The organism is Arthrobacter sp. 05N425, from assembly GCF_056397125.1.
The window spans coordinates 355416-376142 of sequence record NZ_JBFTMU010000003.1 but is presented as its reverse complement, the minus strand read 5'-3'; the positions used below and the strand labels follow the sequence as shown (position 1 = coordinate 376142).

21 protein-coding genes are annotated in these 20727 nt (G+C 69.1%); 11 read left to right on the top strand and 10 right to left on the bottom strand.

The window, feature by feature from the left end; genetic code table 11:
- Nucleotides 1-3 precede the first annotated feature (3 nt).
- Both AC1DGE_RS07360 and AC1DGE_RS07355 read left to right on the top strand, forming a co-directional pair.
- The gene (locus tag AC1DGE_RS07360) at nt 4-1107 is read left to right on the top strand and encodes an LLM class flavin-dependent oxidoreductase (protein ID WP_175322930.1); all 1104 of its coding nucleotides are present in this window, start codon (nt 4-6) and stop codon (nt 1105-1107) included.
- Nucleotides 1107-1619 carry a MarR family winged helix-turn-helix transcriptional regulator gene (locus AC1DGE_RS07355; RefSeq protein WP_476917192.1) on the top strand — a complete coding sequence of 171 codons (513 nt, stop codon included), beginning with the start codon at nt 1107-1109 and terminating at the stop codon, nt 1617-1619. The genes AC1DGE_RS07360 and AC1DGE_RS07355 overlap by 1 nt, the downstream gene beginning before the upstream one ends.
- A 48-nt stretch (nt 1620-1667) precedes the next feature.
- Here AC1DGE_RS07355 and AC1DGE_RS07350 read toward each other — a convergent pair whose 3' ends face one another.
- From AC1DGE_RS07350 to AC1DGE_RS07340, 3 genes are all read right to left on the bottom strand, one after another.
- Complete coding sequence (locus AC1DGE_RS07350) at nt 1668-2474, bottom strand: transglutaminase-like domain-containing protein (protein ID WP_476917191.1); 807 nt, start codon at nt 2472-2474, stop codon at nt 1668-1670.
- 84 nt (nt 2475-2558) lie between these two features.
- Nucleotides 2559-3377, bottom strand: coding sequence for a hypothetical protein (locus tag AC1DGE_RS07345; RefSeq protein WP_441417411.1), 819 nt, complete (start codon nt 3375-3377; stop codon nt 2559-2561).
- Nucleotides 3378-3407: 30 nt separating this feature from the next.
- On the bottom strand, nt 3408-4760 hold the full coding sequence (locus tag AC1DGE_RS07340; protein ID WP_476917190.1) for a M20/M25/M40 family metallo-hydrolase: 1353 nt from the start codon (nt 4758-4760) through the stop codon (nt 3408-3410).
- Nucleotides 4761-4844: 84 nt separating this feature from the next.
- On the opposite strand from AC1DGE_RS07340, the gene AC1DGE_RS07335 reads away from it, so the two are divergent.
- Nucleotides 4845-5519 carry a DUF1684 domain-containing protein gene (locus AC1DGE_RS07335; RefSeq protein WP_441417409.1) on the top strand — a complete coding sequence of 225 codons (675 nt, stop codon included), beginning with the start codon at nt 4845-4847 and terminating at the stop codon, nt 5517-5519.
- Between the two features lie 4 nt (nt 5520-5523).
- Nucleotides 5524-6045 carry a GtrA family protein gene (locus tag AC1DGE_RS07330; RefSeq protein WP_476917189.1) on the top strand — a complete coding sequence of 174 codons (522 nt, stop codon included), beginning with the start codon at nt 5524-5526 and terminating at the stop codon, nt 6043-6045.
- 15 nt (nt 6046-6060) lie between these two features.
- On the opposite strand, the gene AC1DGE_RS07325 is transcribed toward AC1DGE_RS07330, so the two are convergent.
- The 6 genes from AC1DGE_RS07325 to AC1DGE_RS07300 form a co-directional block, all read right to left on the bottom strand.
- Nucleotides 6061-7212, bottom strand: a complete 1152-nt coding sequence (locus AC1DGE_RS07325; RefSeq protein ID WP_476917188.1) for a cysteine desulfurase family protein — start codon at nt 7210-7212, stop codon at nt 6061-6063.
- An 8-nt stretch (nt 7213-7220) separates the two neighbouring features.
- Complete coding sequence (gene nadC, locus AC1DGE_RS07320) at nt 7221-8177, bottom strand: carboxylating nicotinate-nucleotide diphosphorylase (protein WP_476917187.1); 957 nt, start codon at nt 8175-8177, stop codon at nt 7221-7223.
- The gene (locus AC1DGE_RS07315) at nt 8174-9937 is read right to left on the bottom strand and encodes an L-aspartate oxidase (RefSeq protein ID WP_476917186.1); all 1764 of its coding nucleotides are present in this window, start codon (nt 9935-9937) and stop codon (nt 8174-8176) included. The genes nadC and AC1DGE_RS07315 overlap by 4 nt, the downstream gene beginning before the upstream one ends.
- Nucleotides 9934-11232, bottom strand: coding sequence for a quinolinate synthase NadA (gene nadA, locus AC1DGE_RS07310; protein ID WP_476917185.1), 1299 nt, complete (start codon nt 11230-11232; stop codon nt 9934-9936). Before nadA ends, AC1DGE_RS07315 begins: the two co-directional genes overlap by 4 nt.
- Nucleotides 11229-11957 carry an NUDIX hydrolase gene (locus tag AC1DGE_RS07305; RefSeq protein ID WP_441417403.1) on the bottom strand — a complete coding sequence of 243 codons (729 nt, stop codon included), beginning with the start codon at nt 11955-11957 and terminating at the stop codon, nt 11229-11231. The genes nadA and AC1DGE_RS07305 overlap by 4 nt, the downstream gene beginning before the upstream one ends.
- A 145-nt stretch (nt 11958-12102) precedes the next feature.
- Nucleotides 12103-12576, bottom strand: a complete 474-nt coding sequence (locus AC1DGE_RS07300; protein ID WP_441417402.1) for an Lrp/AsnC family transcriptional regulator — start codon at nt 12574-12576, stop codon at nt 12103-12105.
- Between the two features lie 173 nt (nt 12577-12749).
- On the opposite strand from AC1DGE_RS07300, the gene AC1DGE_RS07295 reads away from it, so the two are divergent.
- The 7 genes from AC1DGE_RS07295 (at nt 12750) to AC1DGE_RS07265 (ending at nt 19207) form a co-directional block, all read left to right on the top strand.
- Nucleotides 12750-14126, top strand: a complete 1377-nt coding sequence (locus tag AC1DGE_RS07295; protein WP_476917184.1) for an amino acid permease — start codon at nt 12750-12752, stop codon at nt 14124-14126.
- A gap of 118 nt (nt 14127-14244) precedes the next feature.
- On the top strand, nt 14245-14655 hold the full coding sequence (locus tag AC1DGE_RS07290) for a YciI family protein (protein WP_476917183.1): 411 nt from the start codon (nt 14245-14247) through the stop codon (nt 14653-14655).
- Between the two features lie 6 nt (nt 14656-14661).
- The gene (locus AC1DGE_RS07285) at nt 14662-15852 is read left to right on the top strand and encodes an RNA polymerase sigma factor (RefSeq protein WP_476917182.1); all 1191 of its coding nucleotides are present in this window, start codon (nt 14662-14664) and stop codon (nt 15850-15852) included.
- Between the two features lie 115 nt (nt 15853-15967).
- Nucleotides 15968-17005 (top strand): thiamine pyrophosphate-dependent enzyme, encoded by a 1038-nt coding sequence (locus AC1DGE_RS07280; RefSeq protein WP_476917181.1) that lies wholly within the window; start codon nt 15968-15970, stop codon nt 17003-17005.
- Nucleotides 16998-18053 (top strand): alpha-ketoacid dehydrogenase subunit beta, encoded by a 1056-nt coding sequence (locus AC1DGE_RS07275; protein WP_476917180.1) that lies wholly within the window; start codon nt 16998-17000, stop codon nt 18051-18053. The genes AC1DGE_RS07280 and AC1DGE_RS07275 overlap by 8 nt, the downstream gene beginning before the upstream one ends.
- Nucleotides 18046-18375, top strand: a complete 330-nt coding sequence (locus AC1DGE_RS07270; protein ID WP_018775751.1) for a biotin/lipoyl-containing protein — start codon at nt 18046-18048, stop codon at nt 18373-18375. Before AC1DGE_RS07275 ends, AC1DGE_RS07270 begins: the two co-directional genes overlap by 8 nt.
- Nucleotides 18376-18379: 4 nt before the next feature.
- A complete protein-coding gene (locus AC1DGE_RS07265; RefSeq protein ID WP_441417396.1) occupies nt 18380-19207 on the top strand; it encodes an alpha/beta fold hydrolase in 828 nt (275 codons plus the stop codon).
- Between the two features lie 90 nt (nt 19208-19297).
- Here AC1DGE_RS07265 and AC1DGE_RS07260 read toward each other — a convergent pair whose 3' ends face one another.
- Nucleotides 19298-20632, bottom strand: a complete 1335-nt coding sequence (locus AC1DGE_RS07260) for an MFS transporter (protein WP_441417395.1) — start codon at nt 20630-20632, stop codon at nt 19298-19300.
- Nucleotides 20633-20727 lie beyond the last annotated feature (95 nt).

The window sequence follows — 20727 nt, the reverse complement described above, 5'->3', positions numbered from 1 at the left end:
ATCATGCAGATCGGCGTATTCAGCGTCAGCGATATCACCACCGACCCCACCACGGGGCGCACCCCCACGGAACACGAGCGCATCAAGGCCTCGGTTGCGATCGCCAAGAAGGTCGAAGAAATCGGCATGGATGTCTACGCCATCGGCGAGCACCACAACCGGCCGTTCTTCTCCTCCTCCCCCACCACCACGCTCGCCTACATCGCGGCGCAGACCGAGCGGATCATCCTCTCCACGGCCACCACGCTGATCACCACCAATGACCCGGTGAAGATCGCCGAGGACTTCGCGATGCTCCAGCACCTCGCCGACGGCCGGGTGGACCTGGTCCTGGGCCGCGGCAACACCGCCCCGGTCTACCCCTGGTTCGGCAAGAACATCCAGGACGGGATCGAACTCGCGATCGAGAACTACTCGCTGCTGCGCCGGCTCTGGGACGAGGACACGGTCAACTGGTCCGGCAAGCACCGCACCCCGCTGCAGAACTTCACGTCCACGCCGCGCCCGCTCGACGGCGTTGCCCCCTTCGTCTGGCACGGCTCCATCCGCACGCCGCAGATCGCTGAGGTGGCGGCGTACTACGGCGACGGCTTCTTCGCCAACAACATCTTCTGGCCCAAGGAGCACTACCAGCAGCTGATCGGCCTCTACCGCGAACGCTACGAGCACTACGGCCACGGCAAGGCGGACCAGGCGATTGTGGGCCTCGGCGGACAGTTCTTCATGCGGAAGAACTCGCAGGACGCCGTGAAGGAGTTCCGCCCGTACTTCGACAACGCCCCCGTCTACGGCCACGGCCCCTCGCTCGAAGACTTCACCTCGCAGACCCCGCTGACGGTCGGCAGCCCGCAGGAAGTCATCGAGAAGACCCTGACCTTCCGCGAGTACTTCGGCGACTACCAGCGCCAGCTGTTCCTGATCGACCACGCCGGCCTGCCGCTGAAGACCGTCCTGGAGCAACTGGACCTGTTCGGCGAGGAAGTCCTGCCGGTGCTCCGCAAGGAATACGCCGAGAAGACTCCGGCCCACGTTCCCGAGCCGCCCACCCACGCCGGTCGCGTGGCCGCCTCGCTGGCGGCCCGTGAGGCCGCCCCGCAGGACGCCTGATGTCCGCCAAGGCTGCGCCGGCGGAAGCTGGCCGGGCGGGGGTACCGGCGGAACCGGGCACCAGCCCGGCCTCCCCGGTGCGGCTCGCCGCGCAGACCTGGGAGTCCCTGTTCCGGGCCCAGGTCGCGGTGATGCGCCGGCTGCAGGCAGGACCTGCCTTCAAGTCCCTGGCCCTCAACGAGTACGACGTGCTGTTCACGCTCTCACGCTGCCCGTCCGGCTGGCTCCGCCAGAATGAGCTCAACGACCATGTGCTGCTGAGCCAGTCGAGCCTGAGCCGGCTGGTGGAGCGGCTGGAAAAGCGCGGCCTCGTGGAGCGCAGGCCCGCCCCCGACGACGGCCGCGGCGTCCTTATCCGGCTCACCGAAGCCGGGCGGGAACTGCAAAAGACGATCGGGCGGGAGCATGTCCGCGACATCGCTTCCCTGGTGGGCCCGGCGCTCACCACCGAGGAACAGCGCGAGCTGCTGCGCCTGACGGAGAAGCTGCGGGCCTCGGTGGCGTCGCGCTAGCTGTCCTGCTCCGCCGTCGGCCCCTGGGCGAGCCCAGCGGAACGGCTGCTAGCGGATGGCGAGCAGCGCCGCCGGGTCCTCAACCGGCAGCTCGCCGGTGACGGTGGCGGTGACCTTCAGTTCCTTCAGCAGGAGGCTGCCGCCCACCGTGGACAGGAAGGCCGTGTCCGAGGAGTCCCGGCCGGCCGTAATCCGGAGCATGCTCTCGCGCGGCGCCAGGCCGGTCGGATCGATGACGTGCCAGGCGCCGTTGACGTGGGCTTCGGCCACGGCATGGAAATCCATCGGGCTCAGCCCCGGAGCATAGACCGCGGCCAGCCGCGCCGGGACGTTCTTGGACCGCAGCAGCGAGATGGCCAGGTGGGCGAAGTCCCGGCAAACACCGCGCCGGTGCAGCAGGGTCTCGACGGCGCCGTCCGTCCCGCGCGAGGACCCGCTGACATAGCGCAGTTCGCTGAAGACCCAGTTCCGCACGGCGTGCAGGAGCTCCCCGCCGTCGAGGCCGCCAAACTCGGCGTACGCCGTCGGGAGGAGCCGGTCGGATTCGGCGTAGCGGCTGGGCCGGACGTAGCGGATGAGCTCCATCAGTCCGGGTTCCTCCGGAACGGCGGATCCGGTGACGGTGGCGCCGTACTCCACCAGCACCTCGGTGGGTTCGGCGAACTCCATGTAGTGGAAGCGACCGCCGTGGTGGTCCGAGAGCTCGGTCAGGGGCACGTCTTCGCCTCCGGCCGTCACGGACAGCGACTCCTCGAATCCGCTGTAGCCGGGGTTGCGGGCTACAGCGACCGCCAGCGCGACCTTGGTATCGGCCACGGTCTTGAAGGCCAGGCGTGCGGACACGATGCGTTCCATGAATCTCCGGAGGGTGCGAGCGAAGCCGCTGGATTGTCAGCGGGAGGGCAATGTCCCCGGGCCGCCATGGTGCCGGCGGGGGGACTAGTTTTTGATCTTCAGCGACATTAGCATCCGCTGGACATTGGCGAATTCCGAGCCCTCGTTGACGTATTTGTCCGCCTCGCCCAGAGTGTCAAAGGACTGGGCCGGGGCGACTTTCTGGTCCGGAGCGAACGCCTTGAGCTCAAGCAGGTCGCCGAAGGAGTAATCGCCCTTGCCTTCGGGGCCGCGCACGACGTTCCGCAGGGCGCAGGCTTTGCCGCCCGCCCCGCCGACCACGTTGGTGATGCCGTACGAGCCGAAGTACTTGTAGCCCTGGATCACGCGGAACACCACATGCGGGTCGATGGTTCCTTCCCCGCCGAGGTGCGGCAGTTCCACCGGAACGCTGCTGACCACCACGTACGGCTTGGCCGTGCCCGGCTTGCAGACGGCCGCCGCCTGCGGCCGGAGTCCGGTCTGCAGCGTGGCCAGGTACCGGCCGTCCGCGTCCTTGACCTCGATCTTGAGCGCCCCCGGCAGTGAGCCCTGCGCCGGGGTGACGGACTGGGCAATCCACTCCTGCGGCAGGTCGAAACTCACGTTCTTGCCGGGATCGGAGTACGTTTTCCAGGCCGCCGCCGTGGCACCAGCCGTCGCGGAGGCGGTTGCGGAACCAGAGGCGCCCGCGGAGGCCGAGCCGCCTGACGCGGCGGCCGGGGACGACGCACCGGTGGAGGAAGCCGTCGAGCCGGCACCCGGACTCCCTGCCGTCCAGGCCGGCGTGCCCTTGCCTTCGCTGCTGCAGCCGGCGAGCGCCCCGGCGGTGAGCGCCAGCGCGGCGGCAATCCGGAGTCCGCGGGTAAGAACCGTGCCAGTCATGCTGCCAGCGTAGCCGGGCACCCGCGCGGTTCAGAGCCTCCGGAGCAGCGTTTCGTAGAAGCGGACGCCGTGGCCCAGGGTCGCGAGCGAGATTTTTTCGTCGACGGCGTGGATCGAGCCGCGGTCCGCGGCGTCCATGGCGAAGGGCGCGAACCGGTACACGGAGTCGCAGATCCGGGTGAAGCGGCGCGAGTCCGTGCCACCCATCATGATGTACGGCGTGATGATCGCCTCCGGGAAGGTCTCTGAGATGCAGTCCTCCAGCAGCTGCCACTGCGGACCGGTGGAGGCGGACACCGGCGTGGGCTCGTTGCCCTCCACCACCCGCAGTTCCACCTTTGGATCCCGGATGACTTTCCGCAGCCGCTCCACGGTTCCGGCCACGGTATCTCCCACGGCCACCCGGATGTTGGCGTTCGCCTTGGCCGTGGCGGCGAGCACGTTGGCGCCCGCGCTACCTTCCAGGGTGGTGATGGCCACGGTGGTCCGGGTCATCGCGTTGGCTTCGTTCCCCAGCCGGCCGAAGAGCCACGTCATCGGGACCCTGAGCAGGGACAGGTTCGCGAAAGCTACCCGCAGCGGGGCCGGGGCGTGCGGTCCGAAGCGCCGGAGCATCTCCGAGGTCACCTCCGGGAGTCGCTGCGGGAAGGGATTTTGCTCGATCCGGGTGATCGCCCGCGCCAGCCGCGCCGTCGCTCCCATCCGGGGCGGCGTCGAGGCGTGTCCCCCCGGATCCCGGGTCAGCAGCTCCACGTCCAGGATCCCCTTTTCGGCCACGCCGACGACGGCGGCCGGCCGGCTCACGCCGGGGAACGCCCCGCCCGCCACGGCTCCGCCCTCGTCCAGCACCAGCCAGGGCCGCACCCCACGGCCGGCCAGCAGCTCCACGGCCGCTGCGGCACTGTCTCCGGCAGTCTCCTCGTTGTTGCCGAAGGAGAAGTAGACGTCGTGCGCCGGGGCAAAACCCTCGCCCAGCATGGCCTCCGCGGCCTCCAGGATGGCGACCAGCTGGCCCTTGTCGTCCAGCGTGCCGCGGCCCCAGAGATGGGTTGCGTCGCTGTGGCCGGAGAACGGCGGATGGGTCCACGCCTGTTCGTCCCCCGCCGGCACGACGTCGTAGTGGGCCATCAGCACCGTAGGGCGGCTGCCGGGATCCTCCGAGGTACCTGGCCAGCGGAACAGCAGGGCCGCCCCGTTGACGCGTTCCACCTCGAGGGCTGCGTGGACCGAGGGGTAGAGCCGGGGCAGGGCCGCCAGGAAGGCCTCGAACTCTTCGGCGTCCACCTCGGCCGGAACCCGGGAGGAGACGGTGCGGAACCGGACGAGTTCGGCCAGCGAGGCGGCGGCGCGGTTGGCGGACCCGGCGGGGGCGGAGTTGTGCATGCGCGAAGTCTACGGGCCCCCAGCGGCGCTCCGAGGGCACGGCCCGCCGCGTTTCCGGCGGCGAAACAAGGCTAGGCTGGGGGGATGGCTGAACAGCATTTTGATGGAGCGGACGTTGACGGCCCGGACGGCGTCTCGCGAATGTCCGCCGTCGACATCGCGGACTGGCGGCTTCGGACCTTTGCGCTCTACGCCGCCGTGCGTAAGATCGCCGCGGATAACCCGGCCGAAGCCCACTCCTACTGGCGGCAGGAGCGCGACCGGATGTTCGGCACGCACCCCGCCTCGCCGCTGACCGACGACGCCAAGGCGAACTTCGGCGGCCTGAAGACCGCGGACTACGATCCGATCTATCGCTTCCACGTACCCATCACGAAAGAAGGCGCCGGACGGGAGATGAACGTCGAAACCGGTACCGACGGCCTCGTTCGTTTTGTCCGGCTGGGTACCTTCGACCTGCCGGAGATGGGCCAGCTCGCCGTCTGGAAGCTCAACGGCTACGGCGGCGGCATCTTCGTGCCGTTCCGCGACGCCACCGCCGGCCAGCCCGGCGGCAGCTACGGCGCGGGCCGCTACCTGCTGGACACCATCAAGGGCGCCTTCCACGGCGTGACGGGCTCGGGGCCGGACGCCGAGTTCGTGCTGGACTTCAACTTCGCTTACAACCCGTCCTGCGCCTACAACGAGGCGTGGGCCTGCCCGCTGGCCGGGCCGTCGAACCGCCTCGCCGTGGACATCCCGGTCGGCGAGCTGTACTAGACGGATGGAGTCGCAGCTACAACAAGCGCAGCCCTCCCGGCAGTACCCGCCGGACACCACCGCGGCCTCCCCAACTTCTTCCCCCTCTGCTTCACCGCGCCGCCGCCACCGGGGCGTGCTCCGCTATCCGTTGGTCCGCCAGCTGCTGCGCTTCACGGGCGTCGGCGTCGTTTGCACCGTGTCTTCGCTGGCACTGTATGCCTTCCTGCGGCCGTGGATCGGACCCCAGCCGGCCAACGCGGCCGCGTTGATCCTCACGTCACTGATGAACACCGCGCTGAACCGGCGGCTGACGTTCAAGATCACCGAGCGCCACCGGATGAAGCGCGACCATCTCAACGGGCTGATCGTAATCGCCGTCGCCCTGCTGATCACGGGCGGCAGCCTCGGCATCCTGCACTGGATCAACCCGGACGCCACCGTGGCCGATGAGCTCTGGACCACCACCCTGTCCGGCTTCCTGGCCACGGCCGTAAGGTTCACGATGCTGCGGCACTGGATCTTCCGCCGCGCCCGGCACCGCTAGCATCCAGCGGGCCGCCTAGCCGAGGGCGCGGATGCTGCCGACGGCGGTGCGCACCGCGGCTGCTGCTTCCCGCAGCCCGGGGGCGGTAATGGACGAATCGAAGCTGAAGCGCACGGCGGTCTGGGCCACTTCGGCGCTGATTCCCATCGCCAGCAACACGGGCGACGGCTCGTCGGAGCCCGCGGCGCAGGCCGAACCGCTGGAGCAGACCACACCCTGCCGCTCGAGCTCCAGCAGCACAGACTCGCCGCTGGTTCCCGGGAAGCAGAACGAGGCCACCGAGGGCAGCCGCTCGACCGGATGGCCGGTCAGCACGGCGCCGGGCACTCCGGCCAGGACGGCGCCGATGAAGTCATCACGCAGGGCAGCAACCCGCGGGGAGGCGTCCTGCTGCGAGGTCCCGGCCAGGCTCAGCGCCGTTGCGAGGGCCACCGCGCCGGCAACGTTCTCGGTGCCCGAGCGGCGGCCGCGTTCCTGGCCGCCACCGTGGACCAGCGGTTCCAGCCGGGTCCGGCCGCGCACGAACAAGGCTCCGCAGCCCTTCGGGGCGCCCAGCTTGTGGCCGGAAAGGCTCAGGGCATCGACGCCCAGGCCACGAGTGTCGAGCGGCAGCCAGCCCGCGGCCTGCACGGCGTCGCTGTGGAACGGGATGCCGCGACCGCGGGCCAGTGCCGCCAGCCGGGCTACGGGCTGGATGGTCCCGACCTCGTTGTTGGCGTACATGACGCTGGCGAGCGCGGTTTCCGGCCGGAGCACGGCCGCGAACGCTTCCTCGGTCACCTGCCCGTAGCGGTCCACCGGGACCACGTCGACCGCGAAGCCGTGGACACGTTCGAGGTACCTGGCGGATTCCTCCACCGCGGGATGTTCGACGGCGCTGATCGCCACCCGGTCCAGGTGCGGGTCCGCAGCGCGGCGGGCCAGGGCGATGCCCTTGACGGCGAGGTTGTCCGCTTCCGTGCCGCCGGAGGTGAAGACGACCTCGCCGGTCCGGCAGCCCAGGGCCTTGGCCGTCGTTTCCCGGGCTCCCGCGAGCGCCGCGGCGGCGGCGTCGCCGAGCGAATGGTGGCTTGAGGGGTTGCCGAACTCGCCGCTGAGGTACGGCCACATGGCCTCGAGCACCTCGCGGCGGACCGGCGTGGTGGCCGCGGCATCCAGGAAGATCACGGCATTCCTCAGTCGAGCGCCGGCCCGGCGGCCTGGGCCATAGCCCCGGCGGCAGGTTCCAATTCGATGTCCAGGCCCAGGTCCAGGGCGCTGACACTGTGGGTGAGCGCACCGATCGAGATGACGTCCACCCCGGTGGCGGCGATGCCGGCCACGGTCGCGAGGCTGACGTTGCCGCTGGCCTCGACCCGTGCCCGCCCCGCGACGAGTTCAACGCCGTCGGCGAGTTCGATCAGTGAGAAGTTGTCCAGCATGATGGTGTCCACGCCGGCGGCCAGCACGGGCTCGATCTGCTCCATGCTGTCCACCTCCACCTCGAAATGCGTGGTGTGCCCCAGCCGCGCCTTGGCGTCGCGCAGCACCGCGGTGAGCTTTGCCGGGTCACCACCGGTGAGCACCGCCAGGTGGTTGTCCTTGGCCAGGACCGCGTCCGAGAGGCTGAAGCGGTGGTTTGCTCCGCCGCCGCAGCGCACCGCGTAGCGCTCCAGCACGCGAAGCCCCGGCGTCGTCTTCCGGGTGTCGGTGATCCGAGCGCGGGTGCCGGCAACCAACGCGACGAACTCCGCGGTCCGGGTGGCGATCGCKCTCATCCGCTGCACCAGGTTCAGCGCCACCCGTTCGGCCAGCAGCACGCCGCGGGCGTTGCCGGTCACCCTGGCCAGCGCCGCGCCGGCCTCGAAGGCATCGCCGTCGGCCACGAGCAGTTCGACGACGGCGGCCGGGTCCGCCAGCTTCATCGCCGCGGCGAACACCTCCCCGCCGCTGAGCACCCCCGGCACCCGGGCTGCCAGCACCGCAGTGGCGCGGGCGTCGGCGGGGATGAGGGTCTGCGAGGTGATGTCGCCGTACGGGGAGTCCTCCTGCAGGGCGGCGCGCAGCACGGCCTCCACGGCGGCCGCGGGGAGGGTGCCGGCGAGGGCAGTCACCGGGATGGCGCCCGGTCGGGCTGTGGCGGGTGCTGTCATGACGAAATCCTTTGTTTCGGGCGGGATGCGGCGGCATACCGGTGGCCGTGGGTTAGGGCGGCCGGGGCGGAACGGGCCGGGGCTGCGAGCATTGCGGGGACGACGGCGTCGCCGTCACGGGAGGCGGGATCTGCGTCCGCCCGGAAGTGGGCGCCCACCGAGCCGGTCCTGGCCCGCGCGGCTTCCACCAGCAGGCGTGCGGCCAGCAGCAGATTCCGATCCTCGTGCCCGGACTGATCCAGGCCCGCGTCCGTCACCCTCTCGGGCCGGACCACGCCAGCCCAGGCGGCAAGCTGCGCAGCCGCAGCATCGAGGTCGGCCCCCGTACGCAGCACCCCGGCAGCCCCAGTCATCAACCGCCCCAAAGCCTGCCGCGAAAACAACCCCGGACCAGGCCCAGACCCGGTTTTCACAACACCCTCGTGCAAGCCGGCCAGTGGTGTCACTTCCCCAGTCGTGTCGCGCGAGGGTACTGCGGAAGCGTGCGTCAAGGCGAGGCCGCCCGCGGCCGAGCTAGCACGCGGAGCAGTGCCGTCGTGCGACGGCCCCGCACCAAGGAAGTCCTCCACGGCCCGTCGCCCGAACACCAGCCCTTCGAGCAGCGAATTGCTGGCAAGCCGGTTGGCGCCCTGGGCCCCCGTGCACGCGACCTCCCCTGCAGCGTAGAGCCCCGGTACCGAGGTGCGCCCGCGCAGGTCGGGTTCGGCGGTCCAGTCGTACCCGGCGGCGCGCGTCGCTGCCGTGATGGAGGGGAACCGCCGGGCCAGGAAGCCCGGCCCGCGGCTGGCTTCAATTCCCCGGGCATCCAGGTAGACCGGGCTGTCCGCCGGGAGCCCGGCGGCCGCAAGGTGCAGCGCGATACTGCGGGAGACAACGTCGCGCGGGGCCAGCTCCGCGTCCGGGTGGTAGTCGGGCATGAAGCGGTAGCCGGCGGCATCCAGCAGCACGGCACCCTCGCCGCGCACCGCCTCCGAGATCAGCAGCGCGGGCGGCCCGCCCGGCACCTCGGCTGCGGCCAGCGTGGTCGGGTGGAACTGGAAGAACTCCAGATCGCGGACCGCGGCCCCCGCGCGCCAGGCCAGGGCGAGGCCGTCGGCGGTGGCGACGGATGGGTTGCTGGTGCGGGCGAACAGCCGCCCGGCGCCGCCGGTGGCGAGCAGCACGGCGTCGGCGTCGAGTCGCTTCGGCTCCGCGCCGGCCAGGTAGGCGACACCGGTGACGGCGCCCGGATTTGCTCCTGACGGACCGCCGCCCTCGGTGAGGAGCTCGGTCACCAAGGCGCCGGTTTCGACCCGGACTCCACCCTGGACGGCGCGCTCGAGCACAGCGGCCACGAGCGCACGCGCGATGCGGGCCCCGGTCGCATCGCCGCCGGCGTGAAGGATGCGGGCTGCCGAATGCGCAGCCTCGAGCCCCAGCGCCGGGCCGCCGTCGGCACGGACGTCGAAGTCCACACCGAAGCGGCGCAGCCCGGCGATGTCCCGGACGGCCTCCGTGCACAGGATCCGCACCGCCTCGGGATTGTTCAGCCCGGCCCCGGCGGCGAGGGTATCGGCGATATGCGCCGCCACGGAGTCACCCGGTGCGGCCTCCCCCGGCGCCAGCACGGCGGACACGCCGCCCTGGGCGTAAAAGGTGTTGCTCTCCTCGAGCGCGCCCTTGGTCAGGAGCACCACCTCAGAGGCGGACGCTTCCGAGGCGAGCAGCGCCGCGTACAGCCCGGCGATCCCGCTGCCGACGACGATGAGCCGCCTGGTCACGGCCGGGCCGCCAGCATGCGTTCGAGCGCCACGCGGGCCGGAGCCGCGACGTCGTCCGCAACCGTGATGCGGTTGACCACCTCGCCGCGGACCAGGGACTCCAGCACCCAGGCCAGGTAGCCCGGGTGGATGCGGTACATGGTGGAGCAGGGGCAGATCACCGGGTCCAGGCAGAAAATGGTGTGCTGCGGGTTTTCGGCGGCCAGCCGGTTGACCAGGTTGATCTCGGTGCCGACCGCGAAGACGGTGGGCTCGGTGGCGGCGGCAATGGCCTTGCGGATGAAGTCGGTGGATCCGGCAGCATCGGCAGCGTCGACCACCTCCATGGGGCACTCCGGGTGCACAATGACCTGCACGCCCGGGAACTCGGCGCGCGCCTTCTCGATCTGGGCCACGTTGAAGCGCTTGTGGACKGAGCAGAAGCCGTGCCAGAGGATCACGCGGGAATCCTGCAGGGACTGTTCGTCGTTGCCGCCGAGCTCCTTGCGCGGATTCCACATCGGCATCTGCTCCAGCGGCACACCCATGGCCTTGGCGGTGTTGCGGCCCAGGTGCTGGTCCGGGAAGAACAGCACGCGCTGGCCCCGCTCGAACGCCCACTCCAGCACGGTGGCGGCGTTCGAGGAAGTGCAGACAATGCCGCCGTGCTCGCCGCAGAAGCCCTTGAGCGCTGCCGAGGAGTTCATGTAGGTGACCGGGATGACGGGCACCCGGCCGTCGGCGTCGGGGTCGGTGCCGAACAGCTCCTCCAGCTGTTCCCAGCACTCGGTGACCGAGTCGATGTCCGCCATGTCCGCCATCGAGCAGCCCGCGGCGAGGTTGGGCAGGATCACGGCCTGCTCCGGCCGGGACAGGATGTCCGCGGTTTCGGCCATGAAGTGCACACCGCAGAAAATGATCGCCTCGGCGTCGGGCCGGGTCAGGGCCGCATTGGCGAGCTGGAAGGAGTCGCCCACGAAGTCGGCGTATTCCACCACCTCGTCGCGCTGGTAGAAGTGCCCCAGGATGACGGCCCRGCCCCCCAGCGCTGCCTTGGCGGCCCTGATGCGGGCGTCCAGTTCGGCGTCGCCGGCCAGGCGGTACTCCTCCGGGAGCTGGCCCTGGCGGGGGGTGGACGGCGGGGCCACGTCGGCCACAGAAGCTCCGGGGCCGTAGGCGGGCACACCGGCAAGGGCCTCGGCGAGGTCGTAGTCCCAGGGACCCCGGGCGAGCGCGGGGCTGCAGGTGGACCCCGCGGTGCTGCCTTCAGCCTGTTCGCGCGTGATCAGCTGGATCGCCGTGTTGACGCTGCTCATGGTGTGCTCCTGTTGTCTGGATCGAGGCCTGGGCGGCCGGTAAAGCGGTAGAGGCGGGGCGGGCGGTGCTTGCCGCCTTGGAGGTATTCGTCGGTTTCTTCGATTTCGGGGGCGGCTTTGATCTGGCGGCGGAAGTTGGCCGGATCCAGCTCGCGGTCCAGGACTGCCTCGTAGACTTCCCGGACCTGGGCGAGGGTGAAGTACTCGCCCAGCAGGTGGTAGGCGATGGAGCCGTAGGCCATCTTGTTCCGCAGCCGCCAGAGCGCGTACTCGATGATGGTGTTGTGGTCGAACGCCAGTTCGCCGAGCCGGTCGGCCCGGAACCAGCGGACGTTTTCGGATTCGTCCGCGAGCGCGGCCTCGGTGGGCTGGACCAGGGCCCAGTAGACGATCGAGACCACCCGCTGGGTGGGCGAGCGGTGCAGGCCGCCAAAGGCGTAGAGCTGCTCGAGGTAGCTTGGCGCCAGTCCGGTGGTTTCGCGCAGGTTCCGGGAGGCGGCGTCCTGCAGCGACTCAGCATGCGTCAGCGGCCCGCCCGGCAGCGCCCACAGCCCCTTGAATGGCTCCCTGATCCGGCGCACCAGCGGGATCCACAGCGTGGGGCGGCCCGAGCGCTCACTCGGGCGCAAGGCGAAGATTACCGTGGAGATGGCCAGCGACGGCGGCGCGAGCTGGCGCTCCGAGACGTTGGCTGGAGAGGTGTAGACGGTGATCAACCCCCGCATTCCGGGGTCCGGACCGGTCCCGTGGAGACTGCCCGGACGGTTCCGGYCCTACCGCCGGAATAGTTATAGTCAAAGTGACTAGAACTAATTCTACGACGACGCCGGTCCGGCGCAAAATGTTGCGGTCCCCGGGCTGGCCGCGCGGCTACTCCCGCTGCGCGGCGGCTTCCAGCAGCGGCAGGGTCCGGCCCTCGAAGTGGGTGTTGAGCACGATCACCGAGGAGGAACGGAGCACAGTCCGGGTAGCGATCATCGCATCCAGCACCCGCTGCAGGTCCGGGTTGGAGCGGGCCGCAATCCGGGCCATCAGGTCCGAGCTGCCGGACACGGTGTGGATCTCGATCAGCTCCGGAATGCGCGCCAGGGCCTCCACGACGGCGTCATGGCCCAGGTCCTGGTTGATGGTCAGGGAGCAGAAGGCGACCACCGGGTAGCCGAAGCGGGCGGGATCCGGTTGCGGCACCCAGGAGCCGATGACGCCGCTGTCCTGCATCCGGTCCAGCCGCGACTGCACGGTGGCCCGGGCGACCTTCAGCACCCGGGACGCCTCCAGCACGGAGGCCCGAGGGGCGTCCGTGAAGAATCGGACAATCTTGGCGTCCAGCGGGTCCACGTTCACGTCAGTTTCCTTGCCTGCAGGGATTCAACCGCACAAATCGTCGTGATTCGGGCCGGCTATTCAACAAACTGCAACCATGCTCTCACGCCGCCCGCGCGCGAGGGCACCCCGGGGACGGTAAATTCGAATGGTCCCAAAAGGACGCATCCACCACCGTAAGAAGGTTCGCCAGCATGACAACGAAGTCCACCGCGGAGCGCCCGGCCGTGAAGCTCGGCCACAGCATGAAGCCCCGCCAGCTCACCATGATGGGACTCGGCAGCGCCATCGGCGCCGGCTTGTTCCTCGGATCGGGGGCCGGAATCCAGGCCGCCGGCCCGGCCGTCCTGATCTCCTACCTGGTCGCGGGCACCCTGATCATCATCGTGATGTGGGCCCTCGGCGAGATGGCCGCCGCAAACCCGAACAGCGGCGCGTTCTCCGTCTACGCCGAGAAAGCCATGGGAAAGACCGCCGGCGCCACCGTGGGCTGGCTCTGGTGGCTGCAGCTCGTCGTCGTCATCGCGGCCGAGGCGCTCGGTGCGGCCGGGCTGCTCTTCACGATCTGGCCTGTTGTTCCGGTGTGGGGACTCGCCCTGATTTTCATGGCCGTCTTCACGGCCATCAACCTCGCCGGGGTGAAGAACTTCGGGGAGTTCGAATTCTGGTTCGCGATCCTCAAGGTCGCCGCCATCCTGCTGTTCCTAGCCATCGGCGCCGCCCTGCTGTTCGGCTGGCTGCCGGAGGTTCCCAGCCCGGGACTGAGCAACATCACCTCCAACTTCGCGCCGGCGGGCCTGGGCGGAATCGCGGCGGCCTTGTTCGTGGTCATATTCGCCTTCGGCGGCACGGAAATCGTCAGTGTCGCCGCGGCAGAGACGGAGAACCCCGAACGCAGCGTGGGCCACGCGATCCGCACCGTCGTCTGGCGCATCCTGGTGTTCTACATCGGCTCCGTGTTCGTCATCGCCGCCGTGCTGCCTTCGACGTCGGCAGCACTGAAGTCGCCGTTCGCGGGCGTCCTGGACCTGGCCCGCATCCCCGGCGCCGGCGCGGCAATCACCCTGGTCGCCGTCGTCGCCCTGCTCTCGGCCCTCAACGCGAACCTTTACGGCGCCTCCCGGATGGCCTACTCGCTGTCCGTGCGCGGCGAAGCTCCCGCCTTCCTTTCGCGGCTCAACACGGCCCGCGTCCCGGTCATCGCCGTCAGCATCTCGGTGGCCTTCGGCTTCCTGGCCGCCGTGCTCGAACTGCTGTTCCCGGAAAAGATCCTCCCGGCGCTCTTCCAGCTGGTGGGCTCGACCTGCCTCGTGGTGTGGGGCTCGGCCCTGGTATCCCAGCTGATCCTGCGGCGCCGGGCGGACCGTGCGGGCACCGCCCTTCCGCTGCGCATGAAGGGCTTCCCGGGGCTCACGGTGTTCGGTCTGGTTCTCCTGGCCCTGATCTTCGCCGTCGGCTTCAGCAGCCCGGAGAGCAGCAGACAGCTCTTCAGCACCATGGCGCTGATCGCCGGCATCGCCGCCGCCTGCTGGATCGGCGCCCGGCTCGGCCGTGCACGCCGCGCCGACTGAGGCTCCCCGTTGCAGCCTTTCGGGACTAAATTTGGGGATGCATGTCGAGAAGTCTTTACCGGCTCCGCTCACTAAGTGGAAGACCACGACAGGCGTGGCCCCAAAATAGGAGATCATCATGCCGAAGTATCTGCTCCTCAAGCATTACCGCAGCGGCCCCGTGCCGCACCGTCCAGTGCCCCCGATGGACCAGTGGGCCCCGGCGGACGTAGAGGCACATATGGCTTTCCTCAGGCGGGTCAGCGAGGTGCTTGAGGAGAACGGCGAGTACGTCGATGCGCAGGCGCTCACCCCTGAGCGCACCTGGGTTCGCTACGGAGGCCCGGGCGCCGCACCCGTCACCACAGATGGCCCGCTTCCTGAGACCAGCGATCTGGTTGCCGGGTGGTACATGATCGACGTCGATTCACGCGAACGGGCAGTCGAACTCGCGGCCTTCGTCTCCTCCGAACCGGGCCCGGGCGGCGAGCCGCTCTACGAGTGGATCGACATCCGTGAAGTCATGTCCGGGGCACCCTCGCACGACTAACCGGGCGTGATCATCGATCCGATGCGAACACTGGACGAGGGCACCCTGCGTGCCCTCGTCCGGCGGGTGCTCGCAGGTCTGGTCCGGCGGGGCGAGGACTTCGACGAAGCTGAGGATGCGGTCCAGGAGGCGCTGCTCGAAGCGCTGCGCGTCTGGCCGGAACACCCACCGCGCGAACCGCATGCCTGGCTGACCACTGTCGCCATCCGCCGGCTTGTCGACGCCCGACGCAGCCAGGCAGCCCGTCAYAGACGAGAAGAGGCCACTCGCGACGAGCCGCAGTCCCCTCTGACAGACGAGGGCGATGACACGCTCTTTCTACTTTTCTGCTGCTGCCACCGTAGCCTTGCACCTGCCTCCCAAGTGGCTCTGACCCTCCGCGCTGTCTGCGGCCTCACTACCCGCGAGATCGCCGACGCCTTCTTCGTTCCGGAAGCGACAATGGCGCAACGGATCAGCCGCGCCAAGCGCTCCCTGCAGGGGCGCCGCCTGGACCAGCCCGGCGACCTCAGCGTCGTACTGCATGTGCTCTACCTGGTCTACACGCGCGGCCACGCTGGTCGCCTCGACCTGGCACAGGAAGCCATCCGACTCGCTCGCCAGCTCACCCTCGTGACTGAAGAACCGGAGGCGCGCGGGTTGCTGGCCCTCATGCTCCTCAACCACGCTCGGCTCCCGGCACGGTGCGATCCCGAGGGCCGGATTGTCACCCTCGACCGGCAGGACCGCGGCCTGTGGGACGGACGAGAGATCGCGGAGGGCGTTCGCGTCCTGCAATCAGCGCTGGCCGCTCAGCGCTTCGGCAGATACCAGATCGAGGCTGCGATCGCAGCGCTTCATGACGATGCCGCGACCGCCGAAGAGACCGATTGGCCGCAAATCCTTGCCTGGTACGACGACCTCGTCGCGCTCACCGACGACCCGGTGCGTTATAACCCGGCCGCAGCACTCGGGCGCGCGGTCGCAGTCGGCCACGTTCACGGCGCCTCTGCAGGGCTGCAAGAGACCTACCTGCTACGGGACGTGATCGGCGACCGGCACCGCTGGCATGCAGTCCTGGGCTATCTGCACGAGTTGGGCGGCTGTTTCTCCGCCGCTGCTGCCGCCTACGCCGAAGCTGCCCGCCGGGCGACGAACGTCGCCGAACGCGACCACCTTGTCCGGCAGGCCTCCCGCGCACGGACCAAGACTGAGTAAATACTCTGCACAAACTGCCAAGCGCGATGAGGCCGGGAACGGCAGCTTTTGACAGAATGGTCAGTGTTACCTGAGCTGATTGCCTAGAGCTTGGCCCGTGACTAGGGTCACAGGCATGGACACACTCCCCCTCGCGGTTACCGGCGACGACGCCGGTCCGCTCACCCCCGCCCAGCTGCGCGAGCTCTACTCGCTGATGGTCGCGGTCCGGCACCTCGACACCTCCGCGATCGCCTGGCAGCGGCAGGGCATCATCCCCGGCTACGCCCCGGAGCTCGGCCAGGAGGCCGCCCAGGTGGGCAGCGGCTACGCCGTCGACACCACCCGCGACTTCGTCTTCCCCACCTACCGCGAGATGGGCGTCGCCCGGACCATGGGCGTGGACATGGTGGGCTACATGTCCACCCACAAGGCCACCTGGCACGGCGGCCTGTACGACCCGATGGCGTCCCGGCTCGCCCCGATCCAGGCCGTCGTCGCCGGATCCGTGCTGCACGCGGTCGGCTGGGCCCACGGCCAGACCCTGGACCAAAAAGACGGCGTGGCGCTGACGTACTTCGGCGACGGAGCCTCCTCGCAGGGCGACGTCCACGAGGCGATGAACTTCGCCGCCGTGATGAAGGCGCCCGTGGTCTTTTTCGTGCAGAACAACGGCTGGGCCATCTCGGTCCCGACCGACCGCCAGGTGGCCGGCGGCTCCGTCGCCGCCCGCGCGGCCGGCTACGGCATGCCGGCGCTGCAGATCGACGGCAACGACGTCGTCGCCGTCGTCGAGGCGACCCGCCGCGCCTTCGCGCACGCCCGCTCCGGCAACGGCCCCGTGCTGATCGAGGCGATGACCTACCGTCGCGGGCCGCACTCGACCTCCGATGACCCGGGCCGCTACCGCTCCCTTGACGAGGAGCGCGACGGCGCCGGCGAGGATCCGCTGGAGCGGCTCAAGCAGCGGCTGCTGGCGGACGGATCCGCCGACGCGGCGTTCTTCGCCGAGGCGCTGGCCGCCGCCAAGGCCGAAGAGGAGCAGATCCGGACCGGCATCCAGGCCCTTGGCCCGCGCCCCGGAAACGAAATGTTTGACCTGGTCTTCCAGGAAACCACCCCTGCCCTGCAGGCCCAGGCCGCCAACTGGCGCGAGGAGTCCGAACATGTCTAACTCGATTCTCGAAAGCAGTGCCGCTGCAAGCACGAGCGCAGATGCCCCCGCCTCCACCACGGTGATGTCCATGCAGCAGGCGCTCAACCGCGCCCTCGACGAGGTGCTCGCGGAAAACCCCAAGGCTGTGATCTTCGGCGAGGACTGCGGCCGGCTTGGCGGCGTCTTCCGGATCACCGACGGACTGCAGGCCAAGCACGGCGCGCAGCGGGTCTTCGACACCCCGCTGGCGGAGTCCGGCATCCTCGGCATGTCCGTGGGCCTGGCGATGGCCGGTTTCCACCCCATCCCCGAGGTCCAGTTCGACGGCTTCGCCTACCCGGCCATCAACCAGATCGTCTGCCAGATCGCCCGGATGAACTACCGCAGCCGCGGCACCATGCCGATGCCGATCACCCTGCGGGTGCCCAGCTTCGGCGGCATCCGGGCCCCCGAACACCACGGCGAAAGCCTCGAGGCGCTCTTCGCCCACGTGCCCGGGCTCAAGGTGGTTTCGCCGTCGAACCCGCACGAGGCCTACCACCTGCTCAAATACGCCGCCACGCGGCCGGATCCGGTGATCTTCATGGAGCCGAAGTCCCGCTACTGGCAGAAGGGCGAGGTCGATCCCGGCAAGGCCGATCCCTCCGGCGGCGCGCCCGAAGGCGCCAAGGTCATGCGCGAGGGCAGGCACCTGACGCTCGTGGCCTGGGGCGCCATGGTGGCCCGCTGCCTGCAGGTGGCCGAACTCGCCGCCGAGGACGGAATCGACGTCGAGGTCCTGGATCTACGCTGGCTCAAGCCGATCGACGCCGCGGCGCTGGCCGCCTCCGTGCGCAAGACGCGCCGCGCCGTCGTCGTCCACGAAGCGCCGCTGACCTCCGGGCTGGGCGCCGAGGTGGCGCAGCTGATTACGCAAAGCTGCTTCGACACCCTCAAGGCACCGGTGGAGCGCGTGACCGGCTTCGACGTCCCGTACCCCTCCGGCGACCTCGAAGATGAATACATCCCGAACATTGACCGGATCCTCTTCGGCATCCAGCGAGTATTGGAGTACAAACGTGGCTGAAATTTCCTTCCCGCTGCCGGATCTTGGCGAGGGCCTGATCGAGGCGACCGTGCTGGAATGGCTGGTCTCGCCGGGCGAGCAGGTGGAGCGGAACCAGCCGCTGGTGGAGGTCGAAACCACCAAGTCGGCCGTCGAATTGCCCAGCCCGCAGGCAGGTAAGGTAGTGCGTATCTACGGCGGGCCCGGCGACAAGATCAATGTCGGCGAGCCCCTGATCGTGTTCGAGGTGCCGGACAACACCGCCGGCATCGTGGGCACGGTCCCGAAGGAAGAGGCACCGAAGCGCCGGGTTCGCCTGAGCGCCGTACTTGATGAGGACTGACACCATGAGCGGCAGGCACACCGGCGAGCAGCATTCCCACACGGTCGAAGGCACCGACCCCCAGCTTTACGTCGGGGTGCACGATCCGAAGGACGACGCCGGGCTGCGTCCGGTCCTGCTGCTGCACGGCTTCTCCTCCTCCTCCAAGCTCAACTGGGAGGACACCGGCTGGATCACCGCCCTCACCGACGCCGGCCGCCGCGTCATCACCGTGGACCTGCCCGGCCACGGCCGCAGCGGCGCCCCGGAGGACCGGGATTCCTACTCCCCCAGCAAGATCCGCGCGGATCTGCTCCAGATTGCGTTCGACGCCGGCGCACGTCCGCTGCGCGACGGCGATCCGGCCAGCGGCCTGGACGTGATCGGCTACTCGCTGGGGTCCCGGCTGGCCTGGGAATTCGGCGCCACCCAGCACGAACTCGTCCACCGGCTGGTGCTCGGCGGGCCCAACGTGGCGGATCCGCTGGCGGAGTTCGACCTGGTCGCCGCGCAGCGCTACCTGGCGGACGGAACGCCGATCGCGGACGCGTCCACCGCCGGGCTGCTGAAGATGGCGCAACTGCTGCCCAGCAACAACATCTTTGCCCTGCTGTCCCTGATCGAGGCGATCAAGGACGAGCCGTTCGACCCCGCCGAGGCGGTTCCGCAGATGCCGGTGCTGCTGGTGGCCGGGGAGAAGGACGAACGGGCCGCGTCCATGCCAGAACTTGCCGCTCTCGGCGCCAAGGCCGGGGCGATGGTGGAACAGCTCATCCTGCCGGCGCGGAACCACACGAACGCCGTGACCAGCCGGGCCTTCAAGCAGGGTGCCATCAGCTTCCTGGGCGTCTAAGCACTCGCTTAAACAGCAACGCGGGGTCACCTTCGGCCCATCCGGGGGTTCCGGATGGGCCGTAAGTGACCCCGCGTTGTTTTTGGCTGCCTAGTGGTGGCGGCTGACGCCCAGCGGACGGCCGCGGGTTTCCTTGGCCAGGATGACGCCGACGGCGGAGATGACGCAGAGGATCATGATGTAGATGCCGATGGAGCCGGTCCAGTGCGTGCCCTGCAGCAGGGCCTCGGCGATGGTCGCCGCGAAGGCGCCGCCCAGGATGGCGCCGAAGGCGTAGCCGATGGAGATGCCCGAGTAGCGTACGTTCGCCGGGAACATCTCGGCGTACATCGCGGACATCGGGCCGTAGGACAAGCCCAGGCCGATGGTCAGGACGAACAGCGCCGTGCCGTAGAGAACGATGTCCTTGGTGTCGATCAGGGCGAACATCGGGATCATCCAGGCAAAGACGATGCCGTAGCCGATCAGGAAGGTCTTGACGCGGCCAATCTTGTCCGAGAGCCAGCCGCCGACCAGGGTGAAGATGAGCCAGCCGAAGGACGCCAGTGTGGTGGCCAGCAGGATCTGCGGGGTGGGCATCTTCAGCGTCTTGGTGGCGTAGGAGATGAAGAAGGCGATCAGCAGGTAGCCGGCAGCGTTGTTGCCAATGAAGATCATCGTCGAGTAGAGGACAGCCTTCTTGTGCTTGCGGATCAGCTCGCCCAGGGGCGCCCTGCTTTCTTCCTTGCGCTCCTGCATTTCCTTGAAGACCGGGCTCTCAGCCACGGCGCGCCGGATGAGGTAACCGACCACGATCAGGACGATCGAGAGCAGGAACGGCACCCGCCAGCCCCAGCTGCCGAAGTCTTCCTTGGACATCGACGTGTTGAGGAAGTAGAGCAGGCCGGTGGCGAGGATCATGCCCACCGGGACGCCGATCTGCGGGTAGGCGCCGAACAGGCCGCGCTTGCTCATCGGTGCGTGCTCGACGGCCATCAGGGCAGCGCCGCCCCATTCACCGCCGGCGGAGAAGCCCTGGATGATGCGGAGCAGGATCAGGAGGATCGGGGCCCAGACGCCGATCTGCGCGTAGGTCGGCAGCATGCCGATCAGTGCCGTCGCGGCGCCCATCATGACCAGGGTGAAGACAAGCATGGCCTTGCGGCCCAGGCGGTCGCCGAGGTGGCCGGCAACGATGGCGCCCAGCGGGCGGAACAAGAAGCTGATGCCGATCAGGGCGAAGGACAGGATCTGCGCCAGGCCCGGGTTGGAGGCATTCAGCGGCGCGAGGAAGAGCGGGGACAGCAGCGTTGCTGTCAGTTGGGCGAAGATGAAGAAGTCGTACCACTCGATCGTGGTACCGACCAGCGTCCCGGCGAGGACCTTGCGTTCCTCATGCTTGCTGCTGGGGCCCGTCTCTGAATCGACGGTTGAAGTTGCGGTCATTGGAACTCCGTTGCTGGGGGCAGAGGTGCTGCCCGGGTGGGTGCAAGTGAAAAACTAAATGCCTACAGAATTACTGATCGAACGGTCAGTTAGTA